Origin of the sequence: Pseudocnuella soli (assembly GCF_004347775.1) — a bacterium.
In the GTDB taxonomy this organism is placed as follows: domain Bacteria; phylum Bacteroidota; class Bacteroidia; order Chitinophagales; family Chitinophagaceae; genus Flavisolibacter; species Flavisolibacter aquaticus.
Map to the genome: position 1 here is coordinate 315,920 of NZ_CP037755.1, position 21,313 is coordinate 337,232.

Genomic DNA, 21,313 nt, shown 5'->3' on the forward strand with positions numbered 1-21,313 from the left:
AAAGACATTTGCAGCGGTAAATATTGTATAATTCTTGCGGGTAAAGCCGGGCAGATGGCGCTAATTTTTTAAATTGTAGCCGAAATGAAAAAGTCAAAAAGTATTGTGCTGTGTAGTGTGCTGGCGGCTGCCATCAGCAGTTGCGGCGGCAAGGAAAAACAAGACGACTGGATTGTAGGCGATGAAGGCGGCCGTACCCGCGACACGACCCTCAATGGCCAGCAATACCGCCACTACGGCGGCTTTTGGTATCCCCTGCTGCTGGGCCGCATCAGCCCCGCATCATACAACGGCGCTACGGCATCACAAATCAGCCGGCCCGGATTTACACCCACCAAAATACGCACCGGCGGTTTTGGTTCTTCTTCCCGCACCGTTTCGGGATAAGCGCCTGCCCGCATTTCAGGCACATCGCAGTTTACCAACAGCAATCTATTTTTTTATAAAAAAAGGCGCATGGCCAACAGGCTTTGCGCTGCTTCCCTTTATGCAACGCATTGCTATTACACCCCGCCCCGACTGGACCCAAAAAGTAGAAGAGCAAGGCTTTCTTTTTTACGACCTCAATAACTACTACAACGAAACAGCGGCTTATGCATTCAGGGCCGATGAAATAGATGCGTTGGAAAAAGCCACCGCCGAAATTTTCGACATGTGCCTGGCGGTGGTGGAGCATGTCATTGGAAATAAATTGTATTCCGATTTTCACATACATGCTGCTTTTGCCGATCTCATTGAACGGTCGTGGGAAGAGGACCAGCCGTCGTTTTACGGACGCCTTGACCTGGCATACAACAATGGGCAAATCAAGCTGCTGGAGTTTAATGCCGATACGCCCACTTCACTGCTCGAAGCATCGGTGATACAATGGTACTGGCTGCAGGAGTTTGACCCCGTGTACGACCAGTTCAATTCCATACATGAAAAGCTGGTAGCACACCTGCAGGATTGTACTGCGCACCTGAAACCCGGCACGTTGTGGTTTACTTCGGTAAAGGACAATGTAGAAGATTTTATGACCGTGAAATACCTGCAGGATTGTGCGCTGCAAGCAGGCCTTGCCAACGATTTTGTACACATCGAAGACCTGGGTGTAAATGAGTTGGGCGAGTTTATGACCGGTTCGGGACAGCCGGTGCCCAACATCTTTAAGCTATACCCGTGGGAGTGGATGTTCAACGAAGAATTCAGCCCGTACCTGGGTCACAACATGGAAAAAACGTTGTGGATCGAACCGCCGTATAAAGCCATTCTATCCAACAAAATGCTGCTGGTGTACCTGCACAAATTGTTTCCCAACTCACCCTACATTCTACCGGCCCACTACAACGGGCCCGGCGGCCTGCAGCATTATGCAAAAAAGCCCGTGTTCAGCCGCGAAGGCGCCAACGTTAGCATCATTCAAAACGGTGCCGTGGTAGAGCAACAGGGTGGCGATTATGGCGAGGAAGGTTTTATTTACCAGCAATATGCACCACTGCCCGAGTTTGGCGGCAACAAAGCCGTAATAGGCAGTTGGCTTATTGGCGGCGAACCTGCCGGCATTGGCATCCGCGAATCAGACGGATTGATCACCGGCAACACCAGCAGGTTTTGCCCGCACTATTTTGCCTAACCTAACGGCAACCCACAACCGGTTAATAGTGAAACGTGGATTGCGTGGGTGCCTGCTCCACACCGCCTGAGGCATTGTACTGTTTGCGTTGCTGTGGCAATCCTTCCGCATTGTAGGTGTACTCAAACCTGCTGGTTGCTTCCACCGTATTATTGGGCAGCAGTGTGGATACCTTCAGTGGGTTGTCGCGGTGCAGCACCACACCCGGAAGCACTACGCCCAGCACGCCATCCGGCTCCGGGTTGGGCTTGTTGTCGTATGTTTCAAACAGCTTTGAAAAATTGGTGGTAAACGCCTCGGTCAGTTGGTAGCGATAAGCAAAATCTATGCGCCGCACATTGCCGTTGGGATGGTAAGCATAACTCACTTTTGTTTGAAGCACATCATCGGGCATGCGCAGTTCGTTGTGTTCAATTACCCACGCCAGCTTGCCCCTTTCAAACCCGTATGTCATGGAGCTCAGTTTGCGGCCGTTGGATAAAAAATGATCAGAACTTTCCAACTTGCCATCTGTATACACAAACGTAGCGTGGCCGCTTTCATTTTGCCAGCGGGTGATCTGTCCTGCATCGTTGTATGTATACACGCTGTTGAGCCGGTTAACACTGCCTGCACCATTGGCCCACTGCGATACATGCCGGGTGAGCAAGCCTGCTGCATTGTACTCGTAGGTAGCAAAGTCCTGCTCCGACCAACTCACCTTTTTTACCGTCTTTGCCGGCAGTGTTTCGGGCGGTGGCACAGGATCTTTTTGGCAGGCAAAAAGGCCAAAAAGCAAAACGGAAAAAAGCAGTAAGGAGTTGGTTGCTGCCCGCATAACATTGGTTTTTGGGGTGAAATATGTTTTAGCTACTGACAACGCCACCACGGCCGGCCGCATGAATTTGGGATGAACGGGCCTATTGTGTGATGGCCATGATTGTACTGGATTGCCTGGCAGTAATATGCCGCAACATAGCGGGCCTAGAGCACAAAAATCTTGGTGTGCGCCAAGATTTTTGTGTGCAGCACTCAGCAGCTTTGTGCAACAAATAAAACAAACTGTTTATGAAAAAATCATCCATTATTCCAATGCTCTCCAAAGGATTTATTTTATTATCGGCCTGCAGCCTGCTGTCGGTAAGCCTGATGGCCTTTGCCAACCCGCAATCGGTAATGGACATGGTAGAAGTAACGTTGGAAAACAACGACGCTGCCAGCTCCATCCGCGGTGTGTATGGCGGCGTGGGGCTTACATTGGTGTTGGCCTTGTTGTACACCATCCGCAAAAATGTACAGGAAGGTTTGGCGCTGCTTTCCCTCTTGTGGGGACTTTATGCCGTGTCGCGCATCATCACCATTTTCAACGAAGGCAGCCTCGGTGCATTTGGCACCAAATGGCTCACCATCGAGTCGCTGTTTTTTGGTATTGCGCTTACGCTGTTTTTATTGGGCAAACGATCGTATGCAAAGCAAACACCGGCACTGCGTTAATTAAAGCTGACACCATTTTCCCGCAACCAATACAAACCAACATAAAGAGCAACTCCGGTTGCTCTTTTCTATTTGGAACAGGCAAAAAAAATCCCTGTCCGCATGGCGCAGACAGGGATGTTCCAACAAAAAATAAACGGGTTACTCTCTGTCGTTATCGACAGCATTTTCAATTTTGTCGCCTGCTTTGCGGGCAGCATCGCCTACTTCTTTACCGGCTTTTTTCACACCTGATTTGGTTTTATCCCAGGCGTTTTCAATAGCGTTACCGGCACGGTCAAAAAAGCGACCGGTTTTCGACACTACTTCACCGTCTTCCAGCACTACTTCATTGCCATCTCGGGTTACACGGCCATCACGATATACTACTACACCATCATCCAGACGCACATCGTTATCAGCTTCTACCCATGCACCGTTGCGGTACACCATTACATCATCGCCGCGACGGGTAACGTCACCTTCGCTAGGGGCATAAGCATAGCTGTCCGATGTTGTGGCAGCAGCGCCCATTGTATCCATGGTTGTTGTTTCGGGCACCGTTGTGGTTTCGGTGCTTACAGTTGCGTTTTCGCCGTCGTTGCAGGCGGCAAGGGAAACGGCAGCAAATGCCAATGCAAATATCTTTTTCATAATGACTGATTTTGAAGCGTGGTTTAAGGCAAACTGTACCATGCATATGCAGGGCAATATTGCACGCCACACCTTTTGTTTGGTGTGTATAAAAAATGTGTGCCAAAACTACTGATCGGGGAAATTTTCAACGTGCAAACGGCTCTGTTTAGCTTGTTTAAACAGGACACAACCGTTCAATGTTGCTGCATTTTTTGTGTAAAAGCTGCAACAAAGAATATCGTGTTTCATTGAAATTAAAATCTGTTGCATACCATGAATAATGCACAAACGGCAGCAGGTAATTCGTTTTGATGTCCGAAAAATTTTGGCTGCGTAAAGTCACTTGTCGTTGCACATCTGCTTGTTTCCGCAGCGCATCTTTTTTATTTTTTAGCCAAAACCAACAGCATGAAGCCAACAGTCATTTTACTCTTGTCGCTTTTGAATGTGTTGCCGCTTGGTGCACAACAAACTGTTGCCCATACAGTCAACAGTGCCGGTGTGCAACTCCTGTTTAAAGGCGTTACCACCAAACTCACCGCGGCCGATAAAGAAAGCATTTTTAAGCAACTAGGTTTTTCGGTTGCGCCAGACCGTAAACAATTTATAGCCGGTGCCGATGCAAAGGAATTTCCGTTTACCGCGGAGGTATTGCCCACGGATTTGAACCGGGATGGTGTTGAGGAACTGTTCGTGGTGTATGGCAACTCGTTTACATCGGGGCATACCGGTTCGTCGGTAGTGTTGTTTATTAAAAATGCCGCAGGCCGATATGAAAGCAACCTGGGTTTTCCGGGCACAGCACCCGATGTGCTGCCCACAACCAGCAAAGGCTATCCCGACCTGGTGATTGGCGGTCCCGGGTTTAGCTACCCCGTTTGGCGATGGAACGGGAAAAAGTATGACCTGCTGCGGCAGATTTCCGACAAAGCGCTGACTGCAGCCAAAGCCAGGAACATAGCCGAGCTGAGCGCAGCTCATACCAGGCAATAGACTGCATTTATACAAACGCATTTTTCAGCCGGATCACTTGCAGCAAATGTTTGCCAAACGGCGTACATTACAATAAACAATAACCCTTCAATGCTCGCTGCAATGCAGCGAACAGAAGCCATTTTAATAAACCCACTAAACCTGGATCCATGAAAAGATACTTCAGCTTGCTGCTGTGCAGCGCTGCGTTTACTGCTTGTGCACAGCAAAAGGTGCCCATTGCGGAAGTGCAGATCAAACAGGCGCTGCTGGCTGCACCGGCCGACAAGCGGGCCGGCGCTACCGTGTATGGCTATGATGCCAACAAAGAAGTGGTGGTGCTGCGCAAAGGCACCAACGAACTGATTTGCCTGGCCGACAATCCTTTTGAGGCCGGCTTTTCGGCGGCTTGTTATCACCGCGACCTGGAGCCGTTTATGCAACGTGGCCGTGCCCTGCGCAAAGAAGGCAAACAAGGCCGCGAAATATTTGATCTGCGGGAGCAGGAAGTAAAAGCCGGCAAGCTGGCGATGCCCAAACAACCCACTACGCTGTTTGTGTACACGGCAAAAGATGAAGATGTGGAAGGCGGTGGCGGTGTAAAAAACGGCTACCTGCGCTACGTGGTGTATATACCTTATGCCACCGCCGAAAGCACCGGCCTGCCGCTAAAACCCGAAGGGCCTGCAATGCCATGGATCATGGACCCCGGCACACACGGCGCCCATATCATGATCTCGCCGCCGAAGCAATAATACCTGTTCTTTAATACAAGTTGATTTAAAAATAACGCCTTGCAACCGTGATGAATCATCGCAGTTGCAAGGCGTTTGCATTGGAGCAATATTATCTATTCGTCGATGCCGAGGCCGGAGCCGACCACTACAAAACCGTCGTCTTCTTCTGGTGTTTCGCGTGGGTCGGTTGACGGATTTTGTGCATCCGCATTTACCGGCTGAATGGGTTCGTTGCTGGTGGTTGCCGGCATATCCATTGGCCCTTTTTTATCCGTTTCTTTCATAGTCTGTTTTTGCTGCAAAACGGTACTAAAACCATGCCCCTGCGGCAAAACAGCACCGACGGAGCAACTGGCTAAATGCTTTGTTGCTGCAGCATTTGGGACATCCACATAACGGCGCTGGCGCAACAAGCCCGGCTGAATGTCCAAATCGGGCACAGAAAGTGGCAACAGGCACCGATTGTTGTTGTTTCTGGTGGCATTCTTGCGGCCGATGGGCATTCAATAAATATTACACCTAAAAACAACACCATGAAAAAGCTTTTGCTATTGGCCATACTGGCCACTGTTTTTGTACAATGCAATACACCGCAACCCACTACTACGCCCACTACCGATGCAATGGATACTACTACAACAACCACAACCGACACAACCCGCCAACAACCCTAAGCAAAACATAAAGGCGCAGCCTTCCGGTTTGCGCCTTTATTATAGAGCTGCTTTTTCCAAAACAAATAGTTTCTGACTACAACTGCACAACACTATAAAACTGCAATGCCGTTTTGTATTTTAACCAAAACATTTAACCATGAACAAGATCGTTTTTACCCTGTTGCTGCTGGCAGCTACTACTACAGCTTTGGCACAGTGCGACAAAAATGTGCTTCTTTCTTCTTCTAAAACTGAATACATTGATGCATCGGGCAACGTGGACCGCACCGTGGAGGAAAACAGCACGGTTGCCATCAACAAAGATTCGATCGTTATTACACCCGGCCACGACCAAACCATGACCGGTACCATTGTATCAAAAACCTGCAATTGGACGGTGCCTTTTAAAGAAGGTAAATCGGTAATGAAAGTGCAGCTAAAAAACGGCACCGATAGCGAGGTACGCAACCTCACCATCACCGTGGAAGGCAAAGAGGGAAAAGTAACCCTGCTGGCAGTAATGGACGAAATGCCCGACCGGCAGATCAGGGTTCCGATTGACAGTTTTGTAGAGCAGCAGTAGCACCAACTTTTCTACCTAAAAAGATGGAAAATGGCCACCCTTGAGGAAATATTCGACAATATAAAAAAGGAATTACAACAACTATTTTCTGATGCTCCCAAAACAACGAACAGGGAACAGCTCCATTCGGGTACCCGAATAAGAGCAGTGCGGGAAAAGTTATTGATTCTTGAAGACGAAGTGGACCTTTGCTTATTGGTGAAGCAATACTTTGTACGCAAGAATTTTGAAGTGTACATTTCCCACACGATTAGTGACGCATTGAGCCGCGCAAAAGAAATTAACCCAGACTTTATCATCGTTTCAGCTCCCTTTATACATTCTCCATATTGTATAGAGGCACTTCAAAAAGCAGCACCCAATGCCCGCATTTCTGGTTACCCGAATGATAAAGCAGACATGTAACTGGCATTAACCATATTGGTGCAAAAATTGAGTAACCTCTTGTTCTAAACATCACCGCATGAAGAACATGAGCTTGCTGCTGCTGGCCCTTTTTGCAGCCGCAACGGTAATGGCGCAAGCCGCCAACTATCCGCACCCCGTTCGGTTTGTATCACTCACCATAGAAGGGCAGCCGGTAAAAATGGCTTATATGGATGTGGCGCCGGCTGCACCCAACGGCAAAACCGTTTTGCTGCTGCACGGCAAAAATTTCAACGGCTATTACTGGAAAGAAGTGATCCCTTTTTTACAACAAGCCGGCTTCCGTGTGGTGGTACCCGACCAGGTAGGGTGGGGCCGGTCAGACAAGCCCAATATTCATTACAGTTTTCACCTGCTGGCCCACAATACACGGCAAATCCTCGATACGCTGGGCGTGCAGCAGGCCACTGTGTTGGGGCACAGTATGGGCGGCATGCTGGCTACCCGCTTTGCACTGATGTACCCGCAACGGGTGGCGCAGCTGATTTATGAAAATCCGATCGGCCTGGAAGATTACAAAACCTTTGTTCCCTACCAACCGGTGGATGCACAATACGCCACAGAACTAAAAGCAACGATGGCATCGCTGCGGCAATACCAGCAAAGCTATTACCCCCAATGGAAGCCCGAATACGAACAATACGTGACGGCACAATATGATGCCTTGCAACAACCCGATTTCAAACAGGCCACTTGGGCCAGCGCACTTACCTACCAGATGATTTACGAACAGCCGGTAGTGTATGAGTTTAAAAACATCGCCGCGCCTACGTTGCTCATTATTGGCCAGGAAGACCGCACGGTAGTGGGCAAAGCTTTGCTGGAAAAAGCAGTGGCTGCGCAACACGGCAATTATCCCCAACTGGGCCGCTGGCTGCAAAAGGAAATTAAAGGCGCAGAACTGGTGGAACTGCCCGGCGTGGGCCATATACCGCACATACAGGCACCCGAAGATTTCAGGAAAGCAGTGTTGCAATTCATCGCTAAATAACTCCCGAATTAAGAAGCGAAAATTTTACCTGTATAAATGGCTGCAGCAAGATATTTTTATACATAAACCAACAGCAATGGATAACCGCAATACAAAAGAAAAGCTCGGCATAGCTCTGGTAGGACTTGGATCGTACAGCGAAGGACAACTGGCACCGGCACTGCAGCAAACAGCGCATTGTTACCTTGCAGGTATTGTTACCGGCTCGGAGGAAAAAGCCAAGAGGTGGCAGGTGCAATACAACATCGCGGAAGCCAACACCTACAACTATCAAAACTTCGAAGAAATTGCCAATAACAGCGACATTGATATTATTTACATCGTGCTGCCCAATTCGATGCATGCCGAGTATGTGATCCGTGCCGCTGCTACGGGCAAACATGTGATCTGCGAAAAGCCTATGGCCCTTTCGGTGGAAGATTGCAACCGCATGATTGATGCATGCAACAAAGCAGGCGTGCAATTGTCGATTGGTTACCGTCTGCATTTTGAGCCCTTCAATGCCGAAATGATGCGCATTGGAAAGGAGCAGCCGTTTGGCCCGTTGAAAAAAATAAAGTCCGATCATGGCATGGCCGACACGGACGGATGGCGTATTGAAAAAGCGCTATCGGGTGGCGGCCCGCTGCAGGATCTGGGCATTTACTGCATACAGGCATGCCGCTACACTACCGGCATGGAACCGATTGCTGTAACAGCACAGGAAGGCGCCAAAACAAAGCCTGAAAAGTTCAAAGACGTGGAAGAATCAATGACCTGGCAAATGGAATTTCCGGATGGCATCACCGCCGAATGCAGCACCACATACGTCAAGCGCATGAGCTACCTGCGGGCTGAGGCAGAACGGGGCTTTGCCGAACTCGACCCCGCATTTGATTACAACGGCCTGCAGGGTAAAACCAGCGACGGGCCCTTGCAATTTGCCGACATCAACCAGCAGGCAGCGCAGATGGATGATTTTGCGCTGGCCTTAAAAGAAGGACGTCCCACACCGGTACCGGGCGAAATGGGCCGGCAGGATGTGGCGATCATACAGGCTATTTACAAAGCAATGGAAACCGGTCAGCGGGTGGAGCTAAAATAGTCACGAGTAGTTACTGCCACGCCGCATTGCATGCAGCCCATTGCAAAACATCAACCCTTTTCAACTTTATGCCCAAAGTTCACATCAAGGCCAATGAGATACTTTCCAACGGACATTTTAAGCTGAAAAAAATCAGTTTTGACATTGGCAAAAAAGGCGGCAGCATTGAAACACAACACCGCGAGGTGTTGTTTCGCAATGATGCGGCCACCGCATTGCTGTATAACAGGAAAGCACAAACGATTATACTCACAGAGCAGTTTCGTATTGCAACCTATGTAAACGGCAATGCAACCGGCATGCTCCTGGAAACGCCTGCAGGCCTGCTGGAAGATGGCGAGGATCCAAAGGACAGCATTATCCGGGAGATCAGGGAAGAAACGGGTTATGAGGTAACGGAAGTTCGCCAAGTGCTTTCGGTGTATTCATCGGCCGGGGCACTTACGGAGTTGATCCACCTGTTTGTGGGCAAATACAACAAAGAGCAACAGGTTTCAGATGGCGGCGGATTGGAAGAAGAAGGCGAAGAAATTACGGTTCGGGAAATACCGTTTGCCGAGGCGGTATCGATGATGAACCGTGGCGAAATAAGAGATGCGAAAACGGTGCTGTTGCTGCAATATGCGCAGATAAATGGACTGTTGGAACGGGGGAATGAATGATGAGAATGTCGAACAGATGAACAGACGAACAAGGAACAGATGAAGTTGGTTGGAGCATATCGAACAAGGAATAAGGAATAATGAACCGCAGAAGGGAACAGCCGGTGGGGAATGCTTGAATATTGATAATTAGGGTTTATCAATGAAGTGGATGGTGAAGAAATAGCGCAAATATTTTGCATTGAAAAAAGTGGGCGTAGCCCACACCATTTGGTAGCAACATGTAAACCATGAAAATCATTTGGGCGTAGCCCAAACCGGTGCACGGGCACACGCTGTCCATATTGCAAATGGCTGCAGGGTTGATCTACGATCAACGGAAATGAACAAAATGTTTAGCGGGTTTTGCTACCAACTGGTTTGGGCTACGCCCAAAATATTCTATTCATTTTTAAAATCTCCCACAACGGGTTCGTTCGTAATTCACAATTCACCACTCACCATTCACCATTCCCCTCACGACGCCATTTTTGCCAACCGCACCGGCCGCCATACTGGCATGGACGCAAACACGATATAACCCAACCCTACGGCGATCATGGAAAAAAACAGGAGCAGGAAAAAATCGCGGAAATAAAAACTCAATCCAATACCGCCCAGGAAATAACAAAACACAGCAACTTCCAACACATATACCCAACTGATCTTTCGCTCCAGGTAAGCGTTATTGCTGGATGCATCGCTCATTTTGGGCGTACGCACAAACTCGGATTTGGAGCCCCAAAACCCCTGCATCACTGCACAGGCATTTTGTACCGAAAGGCCCATATACACCACCAGGAAAATAGGGTAATGCCTAAAGAACTGCACCACACCCTGCCTGCCACCAACAGCAGCGCCATTGTAATAAAATACTGTTAGCGCCACCAGGTTCAGCCCAGTAATAACGGTGTATTTGCTCCACTCCATGATCTCGGGATACATGTTGCGAAACACAAGCAGCGGCACCGTAAGCAGCGCATTTACAAACAGGCATACAAACAAAAACGACGACAGCAGGTGAAAAACACCGTGCAACTTTTTATCAATGGGTAGCGCTGCGGCCAGTAGTGTCCGCACATTTTTGCGCAGGCTTTGCGCCATGCCTTTTGTCCACCGGAACTGCTGCACCTTAAATGCCTCAATCACCGAAGGCAACTCCGCAGGCACTTCTATCTCCTGGTCGTACACCAGTTTCCAGCCCTTCATCTGTGCCCGGTACGACAGGTCCAGATCTTCGCTCAATACATTGCCATCCCAGCCGCCGGCAGCCTCAATACACTCTTTGCGCCAGATGCCTGCAGTGCCGCAAAAGTTGATGAAATAACCGGCATTACTGCGGCCGGTTTGCTCCACCGAAAAATGCGTGTCGAGCAAAAAAGTTTGTATGCGGGTCAGGTGGTTTTGTTCGCGGTTGAGGTGGCCCCAGCGGGCCTGCACCAGCCCCACATTAGGGTCGGTAAAGTAGGGCACCATTTTATTTAAAAACTGCGGGTCTGGCGTAAAGTCGGCATCAAAAATAGCAATGAGGTTGCCTTTGCAATGGGCCATGCCTGCCTGCAGCGCACCGGCCTTGTAACCCTTGCGGTCCGGCCTGCGCAGCACGGTGGCATCAATGCCATTTTGCCGCAGGCGCCATACCGCCGCATCAATAATGTTGGAGGTTTCATCGGTGGAGTCGTCGAGCACCTGCAGCTCAAATTTATCCTTTGGATAATCCAGCTCCGCCAGGTTGTGCATCAGCCGCGCAATCACATATTTCTCGTTGTATACGGGTATTTGTATCGAAACAAAAGGCAGCGCACCAGGCAGTGCAGCGTCCGGGCTTTTGCGCCGGCTCTTTTTTTTATAATGCCACAACAGGTGCAGCTGCACCAGCCCATTGATGAGCAGCCATGCGGCTGTAAGCACATAAACTCCAAAAACAACGTACGCCACAATTTTTACTGGATCGGCCACAGAGCAACTGTATTAGGCCAAAACCCCAACAAAACTGGTGCCCTTTAATGATTGGCGGAAAAGTAAAAACAGCTATTGCTCCAAATACCGCTCAATAGCCTGAACAATACGGGAGATCAATTCGTACGACGGACCGTTGGTTTCACGCTGCAGCGATGAAAGCCCCTCGGTGCTTTTGTACATAATGGTGCCGTTTGGGATAAGGTGGTGCAGGGTAGTATCGGGCACTTGTATGTGCACCGAAAAAAGATCGGAAGCTGTGGTGATTTTTACAAAAGCAGTGTATTGCCTGCCTTCAAAAGAAAAATCCACGGTAAAGATTCTACCCATATAATTTGGTTATCAAAAACAGGTATCGGAGTTGCCAGCGCCGCTTCGGTTAAGCATGGCTGCGATAGCAAGCTAAACAAATAAAAATATAATTCGCAGAAATGCACCCTTTTGCACTTCATATTTATCCACCGATAGATGTTCGATAATGAAAACCATCTTCCATTGATTTATGTTCATTTTGCAAATATGACGCCCCGCCACCGCCCACTCACTATTGCTTAATTGCGCTATTTTGCCCTTTTTATTGGAGGGATGTTTGCAAACCCCAAAGGCCGCAATACATCCATTGCAGCTAGCACCTATGACCAAAATTCTCATTATATATACCGGTGGCACCATCGGCATGATGAACGACACCAATACTGGCGGGCTCCGGCCGTTCAACTTCTCGCAGATTGTGGAAAATGTACCCGAGCTTAAGCGGCTAGATTACGAGATCACGGTGGTTTCGTTTGATCCCATCATTGACTCATCAAACATGGAACCCGCCATTTGGGTGCAGCTGGCCAAACAGATTGGTGACCATTACAACGAGTACGACGGCTTTGTGGTCCTGCATGGAACGGATACAATGGCATACACCGCATCGGCACTGAGCTTTATGCTCGAAGGGCTCAATAAACCAGTGGTATTTACGGGGTCGCAATTGCCCATTGGCGAAATTCGCACCGATGCCCGAGAAAACCTCATCACGGCGCTGGAAATTGCTTCAGCTAAAAAAGACGGCAAGGCCCGCGTGCCGGAGGTAAGCATTTACTTCGACTTCCAGTTGTTCCGCGGCAACCGTACCTTTAAATACAGCTCTTATAAATTTGAGGCGTTCCGGTCGCCCAACTACCCGCCGCTGGCCGAAGCCGGCGTGCACCTCAGGTTCAATGACAACAACATCAGGCCCTGCCCCAATTGCAGCCTGCATGTGCAAACCGAGATCAATCCTTCTATTGCCGTTTTAAAATTATACCCCGGCATACAGCCCCGCACAGTGGAAGCTATGCTGGATGTGGATGTGGCAGCTATTGTGATGGAAACATTTGGCTCGGGCAATGCGCCCACCAATGGCTGGTTTTTGCGGGCCCTGCGCCGCGCTATTGATGATGGCAAAACGATCCTCAACATTTCGCAGTGCCCTGTGGGCTCTGTTGAGCTGGGCCGCTATGATACCAGCCGTGCCCTGAAAGAAATGGGCGTGGCCAGCGGCTACGATATGACCTTTGAAGCGGCCGTGGCCAAACTGATGTACGGCATGGGCAAAGGCCTGCGCGGCCGGCGCCTGGAGCTGCTGCTGGAAGACGATATTGCAGGAGAGTTGACGAAAGAAAAAGGAACGCGATAATTCAAAATTCAAAAGTAAAAAGGCACAATTGGCTACCGAATGAGGCAAGCCTTTTTGACTTTTGAATTTTTACTTTTTACTTATTGCCCGCCACCCACTACTATTTATACGCTGCTTCGATAACTTAGCTATTCATTGATCATACAAAAACCAATAACATCATGATTCGTAACGCAACAGCCGTATGGACCGGATCCGGTAAAGAAGGTAAAGGAAACCTGAGCACCCAGAGCGGAGTGCTGCAGGAAACGCAATACTCGTTCAACACCCGTTTTGCCGATGGCATTGGCACCAACCCCGAAGAGCTGGTGGCTGCCGCACATGCAGGCTGCTTTACCATGAAGCTGAGCTTTGTATTGAACGAAGCAGGCTTTACTGCCGACCGCCTGGAAACCAAATGCGACATTACTTTTGAAAACGGCTCGGTTACTAAATCGCACCTCACCGTGTCCGGCTCCGTGCCCAATATCAGCAAAGAGCAATTTGACGAAGCAGTGAAAAATGCAGAGCAAAACTGCCCGATTTCCAAGCTGCTCAATACCGAAATTTCTTCGGAAGCTACCTTGTCTTAATTCGTTTTTTATAAACGCAGTAAAAGCCCCGCAAGATGCGGGGCTTTTTGCTTCCGGCACCATTTTAGAACCGCTAACAGGCAGGCCGCACCGCACAACCGGGGCGGCTCTTTATTCACCCTTAAAAATGACAACCATGAACACGAAAGACAACAATGAACGCCTGGATGGCCAGCAAAACGAATCGGGTTCGGACAACTACACTAACCCTAATGACCAGGTTAAAAACGTAGGCAGCGAAAGCAATGCAAACATCCGCCGCGGCCAGTCGGCCGGCATGAGCGAACGCCCATCGGAAGGCACTGTGGGCAGCACGCACAGCTCGGGCATCAGCACCAAGCGCAGCGTTACCGGCAGCGATTTCGACGGGCAAGTATCGCCGAGCTAGCGCTCCAGTTTAAGGTTTAAAGTCTAAAGTTTAAGGTTGGGTTTTACCATACAACATTGAACCTTAAACTTTAAACATTAAACACCAAACCCTCATGGCACAATGTTTTTACCAACAGATCTGCCATATAATTTTTTTGATCTAAAAAATGTACAACTATGTCAGAAAACAGAAACGAGGACATGGGCCGCAACCAGCGTTCGGACAGCAGCATGAACGACCAGCAAAACACATCGGGCATGCAAGGCTCCGACATGGGCAACACCCGCAGCTCTGAAGGCCTGGGCGGACAGGGCCAGCGCTCCGATATGGAGCAGGAAGGCCGTCGCCAGGACACCAGCAGCGGGCAGCAAAACCTTGGCCGCTCCAGCGTAGCCGATTATGGCTCCTCTGGCCAGCCGCTCGATAGCGGTGATGCAGGCCGTGGCGGTAGCGCAGGCTCGGGCCGCACCGATACTGGCGGCATGGACGACATGGATGACGAAGGCATGGGCCACAGCCGCAACGGCGCAGGTGGCATGTAATGCATCCGATTGCTTGCAGCCACCGCGGTGGCTAAACCAGTGCGCCTTGTTTTTACGGACAAGGCGTTCTGGTTTTTACAAGGGCAACAAACCATGGCGTTTGCTGCTGCGCAATTCATTGAACCGATAAAAACATGATCATGTCAGACGAAAAAAATAAACAACACCGCCCCGAATCTTACCCCAAACCCACCGAGATGGACAGTGCACTGCGCCAGCAGGATGAGTACTCCACGCTGAAGCCCAACGAGCAGGGCCACATCAGCGGTGTAAGCCAGGACAACAACCCCGGCGAAGACAACGCCGCCAACCAGGAAGATGTTCGGGAAAACTTTGACAACTACCGAAAAAACAGCGAAAGCGGATCTTGAGGAAGATCGAACAGACGGACAAGGAACAGATGAATGACGAAGGGAATGATGAATTATTGATGATGGATTATTGATTATTGGGCTCGTTCCAAATTAGTAACTCATCATTCATCATTCCTAATTTTCTTTCTGCGGTTCATCATTCCTTGTTCCTTGTTCGATATTCTCACTCAACTTCTTCTGTTCGTCTGCTCCTTGTTCATCTGTTCGAAATTCTTCCCCTCAAACCTCTGTTAATCCCGCTGAAACGGTGCGGTTTCACGGCAGGTTTTCGGTAAATTTGCACCCTTATGGAGTTCTCAAGTGCACTGCTCGAAACGGCGGTAAATGAGTTTGCAAAACTGCCCGGAATTGGCAAAAAAACAGCGCTGCGGCTGGTGCTGCACCTGTTGAAGCAAGACGCCGAAGAAGTGCAGCATTTCAGTGAGATTGTGGCCCGCATGCGCAGCGAAATCAAGTTTTGCCAGCGCTGCCACAACGTGGCCGATACCGATACCTGTTCCATCTGCGCCAACGCCGCCCGCAAGCAGGATGTGATCTGCGTGGTGGAAAATATCCGCGATGTAATTGCGTTGGAAAGCACGCAGCAGTTCAATGGCACCTATCATGTAATTGGGGGTGTTATTTCCCCGCTCGATGGCGTGGGCCCGTCGCAGCTCAACCTCGATACATTGATTCATCGAACGCAAAAAGAAGGCACGGCCGAAGTGATCTTTGCGTTGTCTCCCACCATTCAGGGCGATACCACCATTTACTACATTCAAAAGAAATTGCCGCCCGGCATCAAGGTTACTACCATTGCCCGCGGCATTGCCTTTGGCGGCGAGCTTGAGTACGCCGATGAAATGACCCTTGCCCGCTCCCTGCAAAACCGCCTTCCGGTGGAAAGCTATGTGGGCAGCAGGTAGCCCGTTTCCTTGTGAATGACGAACATTCGAACACCAATATTTTTTAATAGCAAAGCCGCTCTGTTCCGGGTGGCTTTTTTATGTTACCAGCATTTGTATTGCTATTGTGCACCGGTTGCGTCGCACACTTGTACTGCTGGTAATACTGCGCAACAAATAATCGTTTCAAACCATTTGCAACCCAAGCCCGAAAGGCTTTAACCACCAATAGCCGACGGTGCAACCGGTGGATAACAATTCCGCGTGGTGCACTCAACCCCGAAGGGTTGCACCTGTTCTGCGCCTTACGCATGTTCAACCCCTTCGGGGTTGCACGTTACCGACTTACTAATTCATTTCTGTAACCGCCGGTTGCCCCGGCGGCTAATCATATTGCAGCCCTTCGGGCTGCTTGTCATCAATCAACTCACTCTTTGCCCATCAAACAATTTGCTCATCTGCCAAACACTCTGCCTGTCATGCTGAGCGCAGCGAAGCATCTGAGTGTTGTAAATACGTACTGTTGCAAAAGTAGCAGGCTCCTTCTTCCATCAACATTTCCCCTAGTGCAAAGCTCAGATGCTTCGCTGCGCTCAGCATGACAAGGCCGGACCCTGTGGTTTTGCAAACACCGATTTTACTCCATTGCCGCCACCCAACTTCCCCTCCAATCCCCACCATAGCGCATGATACTTTTTACCCCTATCTTTGCCCCTGCTGGCGGATTTGTTTATTGTTCGGCCAAAACCCCGTAGTGGGAACAGAACTAATAAACGTGTGAACATACTCCCCTGTAGTAGTTTCCCCTCGTTTACCTGTTCCTGCCGTGGAAATGCCTTTCCGCCACACCAAACCTCCCGGAGATTGGAGCAGAAAATTCTTTGTGATCCTTTATGCCTTCCTGTCTCCGTGGTTTAAAACAAAAACTATGGACATCCGCAAACAACTCGAACAACGCATACTGGTGATTGATGGCGCCATGGGCACCATGATCCAGCGTCATAAATTAGACGAAGCCGATTATCGCGGCGACCGCTTTAAAGACTGGCCCTCCGACCTCAAAGGCAACAACGACCTGCTTTGCCTCACGCAGCCGCAAATCATCAAAGGCATTCATAAAGAATACCTCGCTGCCGGCGCCGATATTATTGAAACCAACACCTTCAATGCGCAGCAGGTTTCCCTGGCCGATTATGGCATGGAGAGCCTGGCCTACGAAATAAACGTAGCGGCAGCGCGGCTTGCCAAAGAGGCCATCACTGAATATGCGCAGGAAAGCGGCAACACTACGCCCCGCTTTGCTGCCGGCGCCATTGGCCCGCTCAACAAAACCCTGTCGTTGTCGCCCGATGTATCCAACCCCGGGTACCGTGCCCTCAGTTTTGACGAAGCGGTGGCTGCTTATTACGAGCAAATCCAAGGGCTGGTTGCCGGCGGCGCCGACCTGTTTTTGATCGAAACCATCTTTGATACCCTCAACGCCAAGGCCGCCATTTTTGCCGTAAAAAAATGGAGCCGCGAAAGTGGTCGCGAGTTGCCCGTAATGATTTCGGGCACCATCACCGATGCATCGGGGCGTACGCTGAGCGGGCAAACGCTGGAAGCTTTTTATACTTCCGTAATGCACGCCAGGCCGCTGAGCATTGGGTTGAATTGCGCATTGGGCGCCCAGGAAATGCGGCCGCACATCGAGGAGCTGAGCACAATTGCCTCCTGCTACACTTCGGCTTACCCCAACGCAGGCCTGCCCAATGCCATGGGCGAATACGACGAGGCGCCGGAAGATACCGGCCACTACATCGAGGAATGGGCAAAAGAGGGCTTTGTAAACATTGTGGGCGGCTGCTGCGGCACCACCCCCGATCATATCCGCCACATAGCAGAGCATGTAAAAAGTTTAAAACCCAGGCCGTTGCCGGAGGTGGAAGCAATTAATTGAACCACTAAGGCACCAAGAAACAAAGAAACACAAAGCAAATGTTTCAGGCATTAAGCACACAACAGGAAAGCACAGCAAAAGCGATTGTGGATATTGCATTTAATATCCATAAAAAGCTGGGGCCTGGCTTGTTGGAAAGTGTTTACGAAAAATGCTTTTGTTATGAGTTGGAGCAAAGAAGCATTGACTACGGCCGCCAGATATTTGTACCCATCCGGTATAATGATCTGGTGATCGACGATGGATTACGCTTGGATCTTTTAATCGACGAAAGCATTATTGTTGAATTAAAAGCGCAGGAAAATTATCACCCGGTTTGGGAGGCACAGTTACATAGTTATTTACAACTTACCGGCCATCGGTTGGGCTTTCTTATCAATTTTCATGTGCCGCTGATCAAGCACGGAATCAAAAGAATCATACACTAAACTTCGTGACCCCTTTGTGCCTTCGTGCCTTAGTGGTTCAATTAAAATAAACATGAGCGACAGAGCAACCATAAAACCTTATCTCCGCCTCTCCGGCCTTGAGCCGCTGGTGGTGCGCCCTGAGTCCAATTTTGTAAACGTAGGCGAACGCACCAACGTAACCGGTTCGAAAAAATTTGCACGCCTCATCCGTGAAAACAAGTATGAAGAGGCGCTTTCCGTTGCCCGCCAGCAGGTTGAAAACGGTGCGCAGATCATTGACGTAAACATGGACGATGCGCTGCTCGACGGCGTGCAGGCCATGACCACCTACCTCAACCTGATGCAAAGCGAACCCGACATTGCCAAAATCCCGGTGATGATCGATTCATCAAAATTTGAGATCATTGAAGCGGGCCTTAAATGCGTGCAGGGCAAGTGTGTTGTCAACTCCATTTCGCTAAAAGAAGGTGAAGAAAAATTCATCGAGCAGGCACATATTTGCCTGGCATATGGCGCAGCCGTGGTAGTGATGGCATTTGACGAGGCTGGCCAGGCCGATACGCTGGAACGCCGCATTACTATTTGCGAACGGGCCTACAAAATACTCACCGAACAAGTGGGTTTCGATCCGCAGGACATCATCTTCGATCCCAACATTTTTGCGGTGGCCACCGGTATCGAAGAACACAACAACTACGCGGTTGATTTTATCGAAGCCACCCGCATCATCAAGCAGAAGATGCCGCTGGCCAAGATCAGTGGCGGCGTCAGCAACGTGTCGTTCTCGTTTCGCGGCAACGATCATGTTCGCGAAGCAATACATTCTGTGTTTCTTTTTCATGCCATCAAAGCGGGCATGGATATGGGCATTGTTAATGCCGGCCAGTTGGTGGTGTACGATCAAATTGAAACCCAACTTCGTGAACTTTGCGAAGATGTGATCCTCAACCGCAGGCCCGATGCAACAGAGCGGCTGGTAACGTTTGCCGAAACCGTAAAAGCAAAAGGCAAGGAAGAAGTAAAAGACGAAGCATGGCGGGCTAATTCGGTAGAAGAACGCCTGAAACATGCGCTGGTCAATGGTATTACCGAATACATCGATGCCGACACCGAAGAAGCAAGGCAACAATATCCGCGTCCGCTGGAAGTGATCGAAGGCCCGCTGATGGCCGGTATGGATGTAGTAGGCGACTTGTTTGGTGCGGGCAAAATGTTTTTACCGCAGGTGGTAAAAAGCGCCAGGGTAATGAAAAAAGCCGTGGCCGTTTTAACGCCATACATCGAAGCAGAAAAAGAAGAACGACTGAAAGCGCATGCTGCTGCGGGCACTACCGCTACCGAAACGGCAGGTGCTGCAAAAGTATTGATGGCCACTGTGAAAGGCGATGTACACGACATTGGTAAAAATATTGTGGGCGTAGTGCTGGGTTGTAACGGGTATGAAGTAATTGACCTGGGTGTAATGGTGCCTGCCGATAAAATACTGGACACCGCGCAAAAAGAAGGTGTTGATATCATTGGGTTGAGTGGACTCATCACACCATCACTCGACGAGATGGTGCATGTGGCCCGCGAAATGAAACGCCGCGGTATGAAGCAACCCCTGATGATTGGCGGCGCCACTACCTCACGGACACACACAGCCGTAAAAATTGCACCAGAGTACGATAACGGTGTGGTGCACATTCTTGATGCATCGCGTAGCGTAACTGCCGTAAGCAGCATGCTGAGCAAAGAACAAAAAGAAGGCTACCTGCAACAAGTTTCGGAAGAATATGATGGGCTGCGCAAACAGTTTGCCGCCAAACAGGGAACCAAGGCCTCCATTACATACGAACAGGCAGTGGCGCAAAAAGAACAGTTCGATTGGGCTGCATATACGCCAGTTAAACCAGCCCTTGATGATGTGCAGGTGTTCCAGGCCTTTGACCTGGCAACCATTGCACGCTACATCGATTGGGGCCCGTTTTTTATTGGTTGGGAAATGCCTGGCCGCTTTCCGCAAGTATTGAGCGATCCGCAGTTTGGCGCGGAAGCAACCAAGTTGTACAACGATGCTCAAAGAATGGTGGAGCAAATCATCAATGAAAAATGGTTTACCGCCAGAGGCGTGATTGGTTTTTGGCCGGCACAAAGCAACAACCGTGATACGATTTCCCTGCAAACAAAAGGGGGCACCGTCAACCTCGAATCGCTGCGGCAGCAAAATAAAAAAGCGGCCGGGCAACCCAGCTTTTCGCTGGCCGATTTTGTAAGCCCCGTAGCGCAGGATTATATGGGTGCATTTGCCGTAACTGTTGACGGCGCTAAAGCACATATTGACCGCTTTGCCGCCCAGCACGATGATTACAATAAAATTTTGGTACAAATCCTTGCCGACCGGTTTGTGGAAGCCTTTGCCGAATGCCTGCACCACCAGGTGCGTACGGAGCATTGGGGTTATGCAAAGGACGAACAGCTTTCGAACGAAGAATTGATTCGCGAAGGCTACCAGGGCATTCGCCCGGCACCGGGTTATCCGGCCTGCCCCGACCACACCGAAAAGCTGAAGCTGTTCTCACTGTTAGGCGTAACCGAAAACATAGGCATCGAGCTTACCGAAAGCCTTGCCATGAACCCGCCGGCATCAGTGTGCGGTTGGTATTTTGCACATCCCGGCAGCCATTACTTTGGTTTGGGTAAAATTCAGCGCGACCAGTTGCAGGATTATGCACAACGAAAAGGTATGAGTATTGAAGAAGCGGAGCGCTGGTTAAGGCCCGTGCTTGAATAACATTTAATAACATAAAAAACGCAGCTCAAAA

Annotated in this window: 25 protein-coding genes; 20 read left to right on the forward strand and 5 right to left on the reverse strand. The window is 49.8% G+C overall.

Features of this window, described 5'->3' with window-relative positions:
- Positions 1-84: 84 nt before the first annotated feature.
- Positions 85-387, forward strand: coding sequence for a hypothetical protein (locus EPD17_RS01315; protein WP_132051114.1), 303 nt, complete (start codon positions 85-87; stop codon positions 385-387).
- A 100-nt stretch (positions 388-487) separates the two neighbouring features.
- Positions 488-1,615, forward strand: a complete 1,128-nt coding sequence (locus EPD17_RS01320) for a glutathionylspermidine synthase family protein (RefSeq protein ID WP_132051116.1) — start codon at positions 488-490, stop codon at positions 1,613-1,615.
- A gap of 22 nt (positions 1,616-1,637) precedes the next feature.
- On the opposite strand, the gene EPD17_RS01325 is transcribed toward EPD17_RS01320, so the two are convergent.
- The gene (locus tag EPD17_RS01325; protein WP_132051118.1) at positions 1,638-2,432 is read right to left on the reverse strand and encodes a hypothetical protein; all 795 of its coding nucleotides are present in this window, start codon (positions 2,430-2,432) and stop codon (positions 1,638-1,640) included.
- A 230-nt stretch (positions 2,433-2,662) separates the two neighbouring features.
- Here EPD17_RS01325 and EPD17_RS01330 point away from each other — a divergent pair, with 230 nt between their 5' ends.
- On the forward strand, positions 2,663-3,088 hold the full coding sequence (locus EPD17_RS01330) for a DUF4345 domain-containing protein (protein ID WP_132051120.1): 426 nt from the start codon (positions 2,663-2,665) through the stop codon (positions 3,086-3,088).
- Between the two features lie 141 nt (positions 3,089-3,229).
- Here the strand turns inward: EPD17_RS01330 and EPD17_RS01335 are convergent, their stop codons facing one another.
- Complete coding sequence (locus EPD17_RS01335) at positions 3,230-3,721, reverse strand: DUF6799 domain-containing protein (protein ID WP_132051122.1); 492 nt, start codon at positions 3,719-3,721, stop codon at positions 3,230-3,232.
- 390 nt (positions 3,722-4,111) lie between these two features.
- Here EPD17_RS01335 and EPD17_RS01340 point away from each other — a divergent pair, with 390 nt between their 5' ends.
- Together EPD17_RS01340 and EPD17_RS01345 are read left to right on the forward strand one after the other, a co-directional pair.
- Positions 4,112-4,696, forward strand: a complete 585-nt coding sequence (locus EPD17_RS01340; protein ID WP_132051124.1) for a hypothetical protein — start codon at positions 4,112-4,114, stop codon at positions 4,694-4,696.
- A 149-nt stretch (positions 4,697-4,845) separates the two neighbouring features.
- Positions 4,846-5,430 carry a putative periplasmic lipoprotein gene (locus EPD17_RS01345; RefSeq protein WP_132051126.1) on the forward strand — a complete coding sequence of 195 codons (585 nt, stop codon included), beginning with the start codon at positions 4,846-4,848 and terminating at the stop codon, positions 5,428-5,430.
- A 95-nt stretch (positions 5,431-5,525) separates the two neighbouring features.
- Here EPD17_RS01345 and EPD17_RS19815 read toward each other — a convergent pair whose 3' ends face one another.
- Positions 5,526-5,696, reverse strand: coding sequence for a hypothetical protein (locus EPD17_RS19815; protein ID WP_165929483.1), 171 nt, complete (start codon positions 5,694-5,696; stop codon positions 5,526-5,528).
- 249 nt (positions 5,697-5,945) lie between these two features.
- On the opposite strand from EPD17_RS19815, the gene EPD17_RS19820 reads away from it, so the two are divergent.
- The 6 genes from EPD17_RS19820 to EPD17_RS01370 all read left to right on the forward strand — a co-directional run bounded on the left by EPD17_RS19820 (position 5,946) and on the right by EPD17_RS01370 (position 9,814).
- A complete protein-coding gene (locus EPD17_RS19820; protein WP_165929484.1) occupies positions 5,946-6,086 on the forward strand; it encodes a hypothetical protein in 141 nt (46 codons plus the stop codon).
- 139 nt (positions 6,087-6,225) lie between these two features.
- Complete coding sequence (locus tag EPD17_RS01350) at positions 6,226-6,651, forward strand: hypothetical protein (protein WP_132051128.1); 426 nt, start codon at positions 6,226-6,228, stop codon at positions 6,649-6,651.
- Positions 6,652-6,681: 30 nt separating this feature from the next.
- The gene (locus tag EPD17_RS01355) at positions 6,682-7,056 is read left to right on the forward strand and encodes a response regulator (protein WP_132051130.1); all 375 of its coding nucleotides are present in this window, start codon (positions 6,682-6,684) and stop codon (positions 7,054-7,056) included.
- A gap of 58 nt (positions 7,057-7,114) precedes the next feature.
- Positions 7,115-8,068 carry an alpha/beta fold hydrolase gene (locus EPD17_RS01360; protein ID WP_132051132.1) on the forward strand — a complete coding sequence of 318 codons (954 nt, stop codon included), beginning with the start codon at positions 7,115-7,117 and terminating at the stop codon, positions 8,066-8,068.
- A 76-nt stretch (positions 8,069-8,144) separates the two neighbouring features.
- Positions 8,145-9,152 carry a Gfo/Idh/MocA family protein gene (locus EPD17_RS01365; RefSeq protein ID WP_132051134.1) on the forward strand — a complete coding sequence of 336 codons (1,008 nt, stop codon included), beginning with the start codon at positions 8,145-8,147 and terminating at the stop codon, positions 9,150-9,152.
- A gap of 68 nt (positions 9,153-9,220) precedes the next feature.
- Complete coding sequence (locus EPD17_RS01370; protein WP_132051136.1) at positions 9,221-9,814, forward strand: NUDIX domain-containing protein; 594 nt, start codon at positions 9,221-9,223, stop codon at positions 9,812-9,814.
- A 456-nt stretch (positions 9,815-10,270) separates the two neighbouring features.
- Here EPD17_RS01370 and EPD17_RS01375 read toward each other — a convergent pair whose 3' ends face one another.
- Positions 10,271-11,731, reverse strand: coding sequence for a glycosyltransferase (locus EPD17_RS01375; RefSeq protein ID WP_165929485.1), 1,461 nt, complete (start codon positions 11,729-11,731; stop codon positions 10,271-10,273).
- A 93-nt stretch (positions 11,732-11,824) separates the two neighbouring features.
- Positions 11,825-12,082: a hypothetical protein gene (locus EPD17_RS01380; RefSeq protein WP_114235562.1), complete on the reverse strand. Its 258-nt coding sequence runs from the start codon at positions 12,080-12,082 to the stop codon at positions 11,825-11,827.
- Positions 12,083-12,386: 304 nt separating this feature from the next.
- Between EPD17_RS01380 and EPD17_RS01385 the strand changes: the two genes are divergently transcribed.
- From EPD17_RS01385 to metH, 9 genes are all read left to right on the forward strand, one after another.
- Positions 12,387-13,418: an asparaginase gene (locus tag EPD17_RS01385; RefSeq protein ID WP_132051140.1), complete on the forward strand. Its 1,032-nt coding sequence runs from the start codon at positions 12,387-12,389 to the stop codon at positions 13,416-13,418.
- Positions 13,419-13,579: 161 nt separating this feature from the next.
- Positions 13,580-13,990, forward strand: a complete 411-nt coding sequence (locus tag EPD17_RS01390) for an OsmC family protein (protein WP_114235560.1) — start codon at positions 13,580-13,582, stop codon at positions 13,988-13,990.
- Between the two features lie 136 nt (positions 13,991-14,126).
- The gene (locus EPD17_RS01395; RefSeq protein ID WP_114235559.1) at positions 14,127-14,378 is read left to right on the forward strand and encodes a hypothetical protein; all 252 of its coding nucleotides are present in this window, start codon (positions 14,127-14,129) and stop codon (positions 14,376-14,378) included.
- Positions 14,379-14,536: 158 nt separating this feature from the next.
- A complete protein-coding gene (locus EPD17_RS01400; protein WP_132051142.1) occupies positions 14,537-14,902 on the forward strand; it encodes a hypothetical protein in 366 nt (121 codons plus the stop codon).
- Between the two features lie 140 nt (positions 14,903-15,042).
- A complete protein-coding gene (locus tag EPD17_RS01405; RefSeq protein WP_114235557.1) occupies positions 15,043-15,273 on the forward strand; it encodes a hypothetical protein in 231 nt (76 codons plus the stop codon).
- Positions 15,274-15,563: 290 nt separating this feature from the next.
- Positions 15,564-16,181, forward strand: coding sequence for a recombination mediator RecR (gene recR, locus EPD17_RS01410; RefSeq protein WP_132051144.1), 618 nt, complete (start codon positions 15,564-15,566; stop codon positions 16,179-16,181).
- Positions 16,182-17,088: 907 nt separating this feature from the next.
- Entirely contained in the window at positions 17,089-18,099 is a 1,011-nt protein-coding gene (locus EPD17_RS01415; protein WP_132051146.1) for a homocysteine S-methyltransferase family protein, read from the forward strand.
- Between the two features lie 38 nt (positions 18,100-18,137).
- Positions 18,138-18,527 carry a GxxExxY protein gene (locus EPD17_RS01420; RefSeq protein ID WP_132051148.1) on the forward strand — a complete coding sequence of 130 codons (390 nt, stop codon included), beginning with the start codon at positions 18,138-18,140 and terminating at the stop codon, positions 18,525-18,527.
- 52 nt (positions 18,528-18,579) lie between these two features.
- Positions 18,580-21,282 carry a methionine synthase gene (gene metH / locus EPD17_RS01425; RefSeq protein WP_132051150.1) on the forward strand — a complete coding sequence of 901 codons (2,703 nt, stop codon included), beginning with the start codon at positions 18,580-18,582 and terminating at the stop codon, positions 21,280-21,282.
- The last annotated feature ends 31 nt before the right edge of the window (positions 21,283-21,313 follow it).

Coding starts and splice junctions, on each gene's coding strand:
- EPD17_RS01315 (WP_132051114.1), top strand. CDS start 85: ATGAAAAAGTCAAAAAGTATTGTGCTGTGTAGTGTGCTGGCGGCTGCC.
- EPD17_RS01320 (WP_132051116.1), top strand. CDS start 488: ATGCAACGCATTGCTATTACACCCCGCCCCGACTGGACCCAAAAAGTA.
- EPD17_RS01325 (WP_132051118.1), bottom strand. CDS start 2,432: ATGCGGGCAGCAACCAACTCCTTACTGCTTTTTTCCGTTTTGCTTTTT.
- EPD17_RS01330 (WP_132051120.1), top strand. CDS start 2,663: ATGAAAAAATCATCCATTATTCCAATGCTCTCCAAAGGATTTATTTTA.
- EPD17_RS01335 (WP_132051122.1), bottom strand. CDS start 3,721: ATGAAAAAGATATTTGCATTGGCATTTGCTGCCGTTTCCCTTGCCGCC.
- EPD17_RS01340 (WP_132051124.1), top strand. CDS start 4,112: ATGAAGCCAACAGTCATTTTACTCTTGTCGCTTTTGAATGTGTTGCCG.
- EPD17_RS01345 (WP_132051126.1), top strand. CDS start 4,846: ATGAAAAGATACTTCAGCTTGCTGCTGTGCAGCGCTGCGTTTACTGCT.
- EPD17_RS19815 (WP_165929483.1), bottom strand. CDS start 5,696: ATGAAAGAAACGGATAAAAAAGGGCCAATGGATATGCCGGCAACCACC.
- EPD17_RS19820 (WP_165929484.1), top strand. CDS start 5,946: ATGAAAAAGCTTTTGCTATTGGCCATACTGGCCACTGTTTTTGTACAA.
- EPD17_RS01350 (WP_132051128.1), top strand. CDS start 6,226: ATGAACAAGATCGTTTTTACCCTGTTGCTGCTGGCAGCTACTACTACA.
- EPD17_RS01355 (WP_132051130.1), top strand. CDS start 6,682: ATGGCCACCCTTGAGGAAATATTCGACAATATAAAAAAGGAATTACAA.
- EPD17_RS01360 (WP_132051132.1), top strand. CDS start 7,115: ATGAAGAACATGAGCTTGCTGCTGCTGGCCCTTTTTGCAGCCGCAACG.
- EPD17_RS01365 (WP_132051134.1), top strand. CDS start 8,145: ATGGATAACCGCAATACAAAAGAAAAGCTCGGCATAGCTCTGGTAGGA.
- EPD17_RS01370 (WP_132051136.1), top strand. CDS start 9,221: ATGCCCAAAGTTCACATCAAGGCCAATGAGATACTTTCCAACGGACAT.
- EPD17_RS01380 (WP_114235562.1), bottom strand. CDS start 12,082: ATGGGTAGAATCTTTACCGTGGATTTTTCTTTTGAAGGCAGGCAATAC.
- EPD17_RS01385 (WP_132051140.1), top strand. CDS start 12,387: ATGACCAAAATTCTCATTATATATACCGGTGGCACCATCGGCATGATG.
- EPD17_RS01390 (WP_114235560.1), top strand. CDS start 13,580: ATGATTCGTAACGCAACAGCCGTATGGACCGGATCCGGTAAAGAAGGT.
- EPD17_RS01395 (WP_114235559.1), top strand. CDS start 14,127: ATGAACACGAAAGACAACAATGAACGCCTGGATGGCCAGCAAAACGAA.
- EPD17_RS01400 (WP_132051142.1), top strand. CDS start 14,537: ATGTCAGAAAACAGAAACGAGGACATGGGCCGCAACCAGCGTTCGGAC.
- EPD17_RS01405 (WP_114235557.1), top strand. CDS start 15,043: ATGTCAGACGAAAAAAATAAACAACACCGCCCCGAATCTTACCCCAAA.
- recR (WP_132051144.1), top strand. CDS start 15,564: ATGGAGTTCTCAAGTGCACTGCTCGAAACGGCGGTAAATGAGTTTGCA.
- EPD17_RS01415 (WP_132051146.1), top strand. CDS start 17,089: ATGGACATCCGCAAACAACTCGAACAACGCATACTGGTGATTGATGGC.
- EPD17_RS01420 (WP_132051148.1), top strand. CDS start 18,138: ATGTTTCAGGCATTAAGCACACAACAGGAAAGCACAGCAAAAGCGATT.
- metH (WP_132051150.1), top strand. CDS start 18,580: ATGAGCGACAGAGCAACCATAAAACCTTATCTCCGCCTCTCCGGCCTT.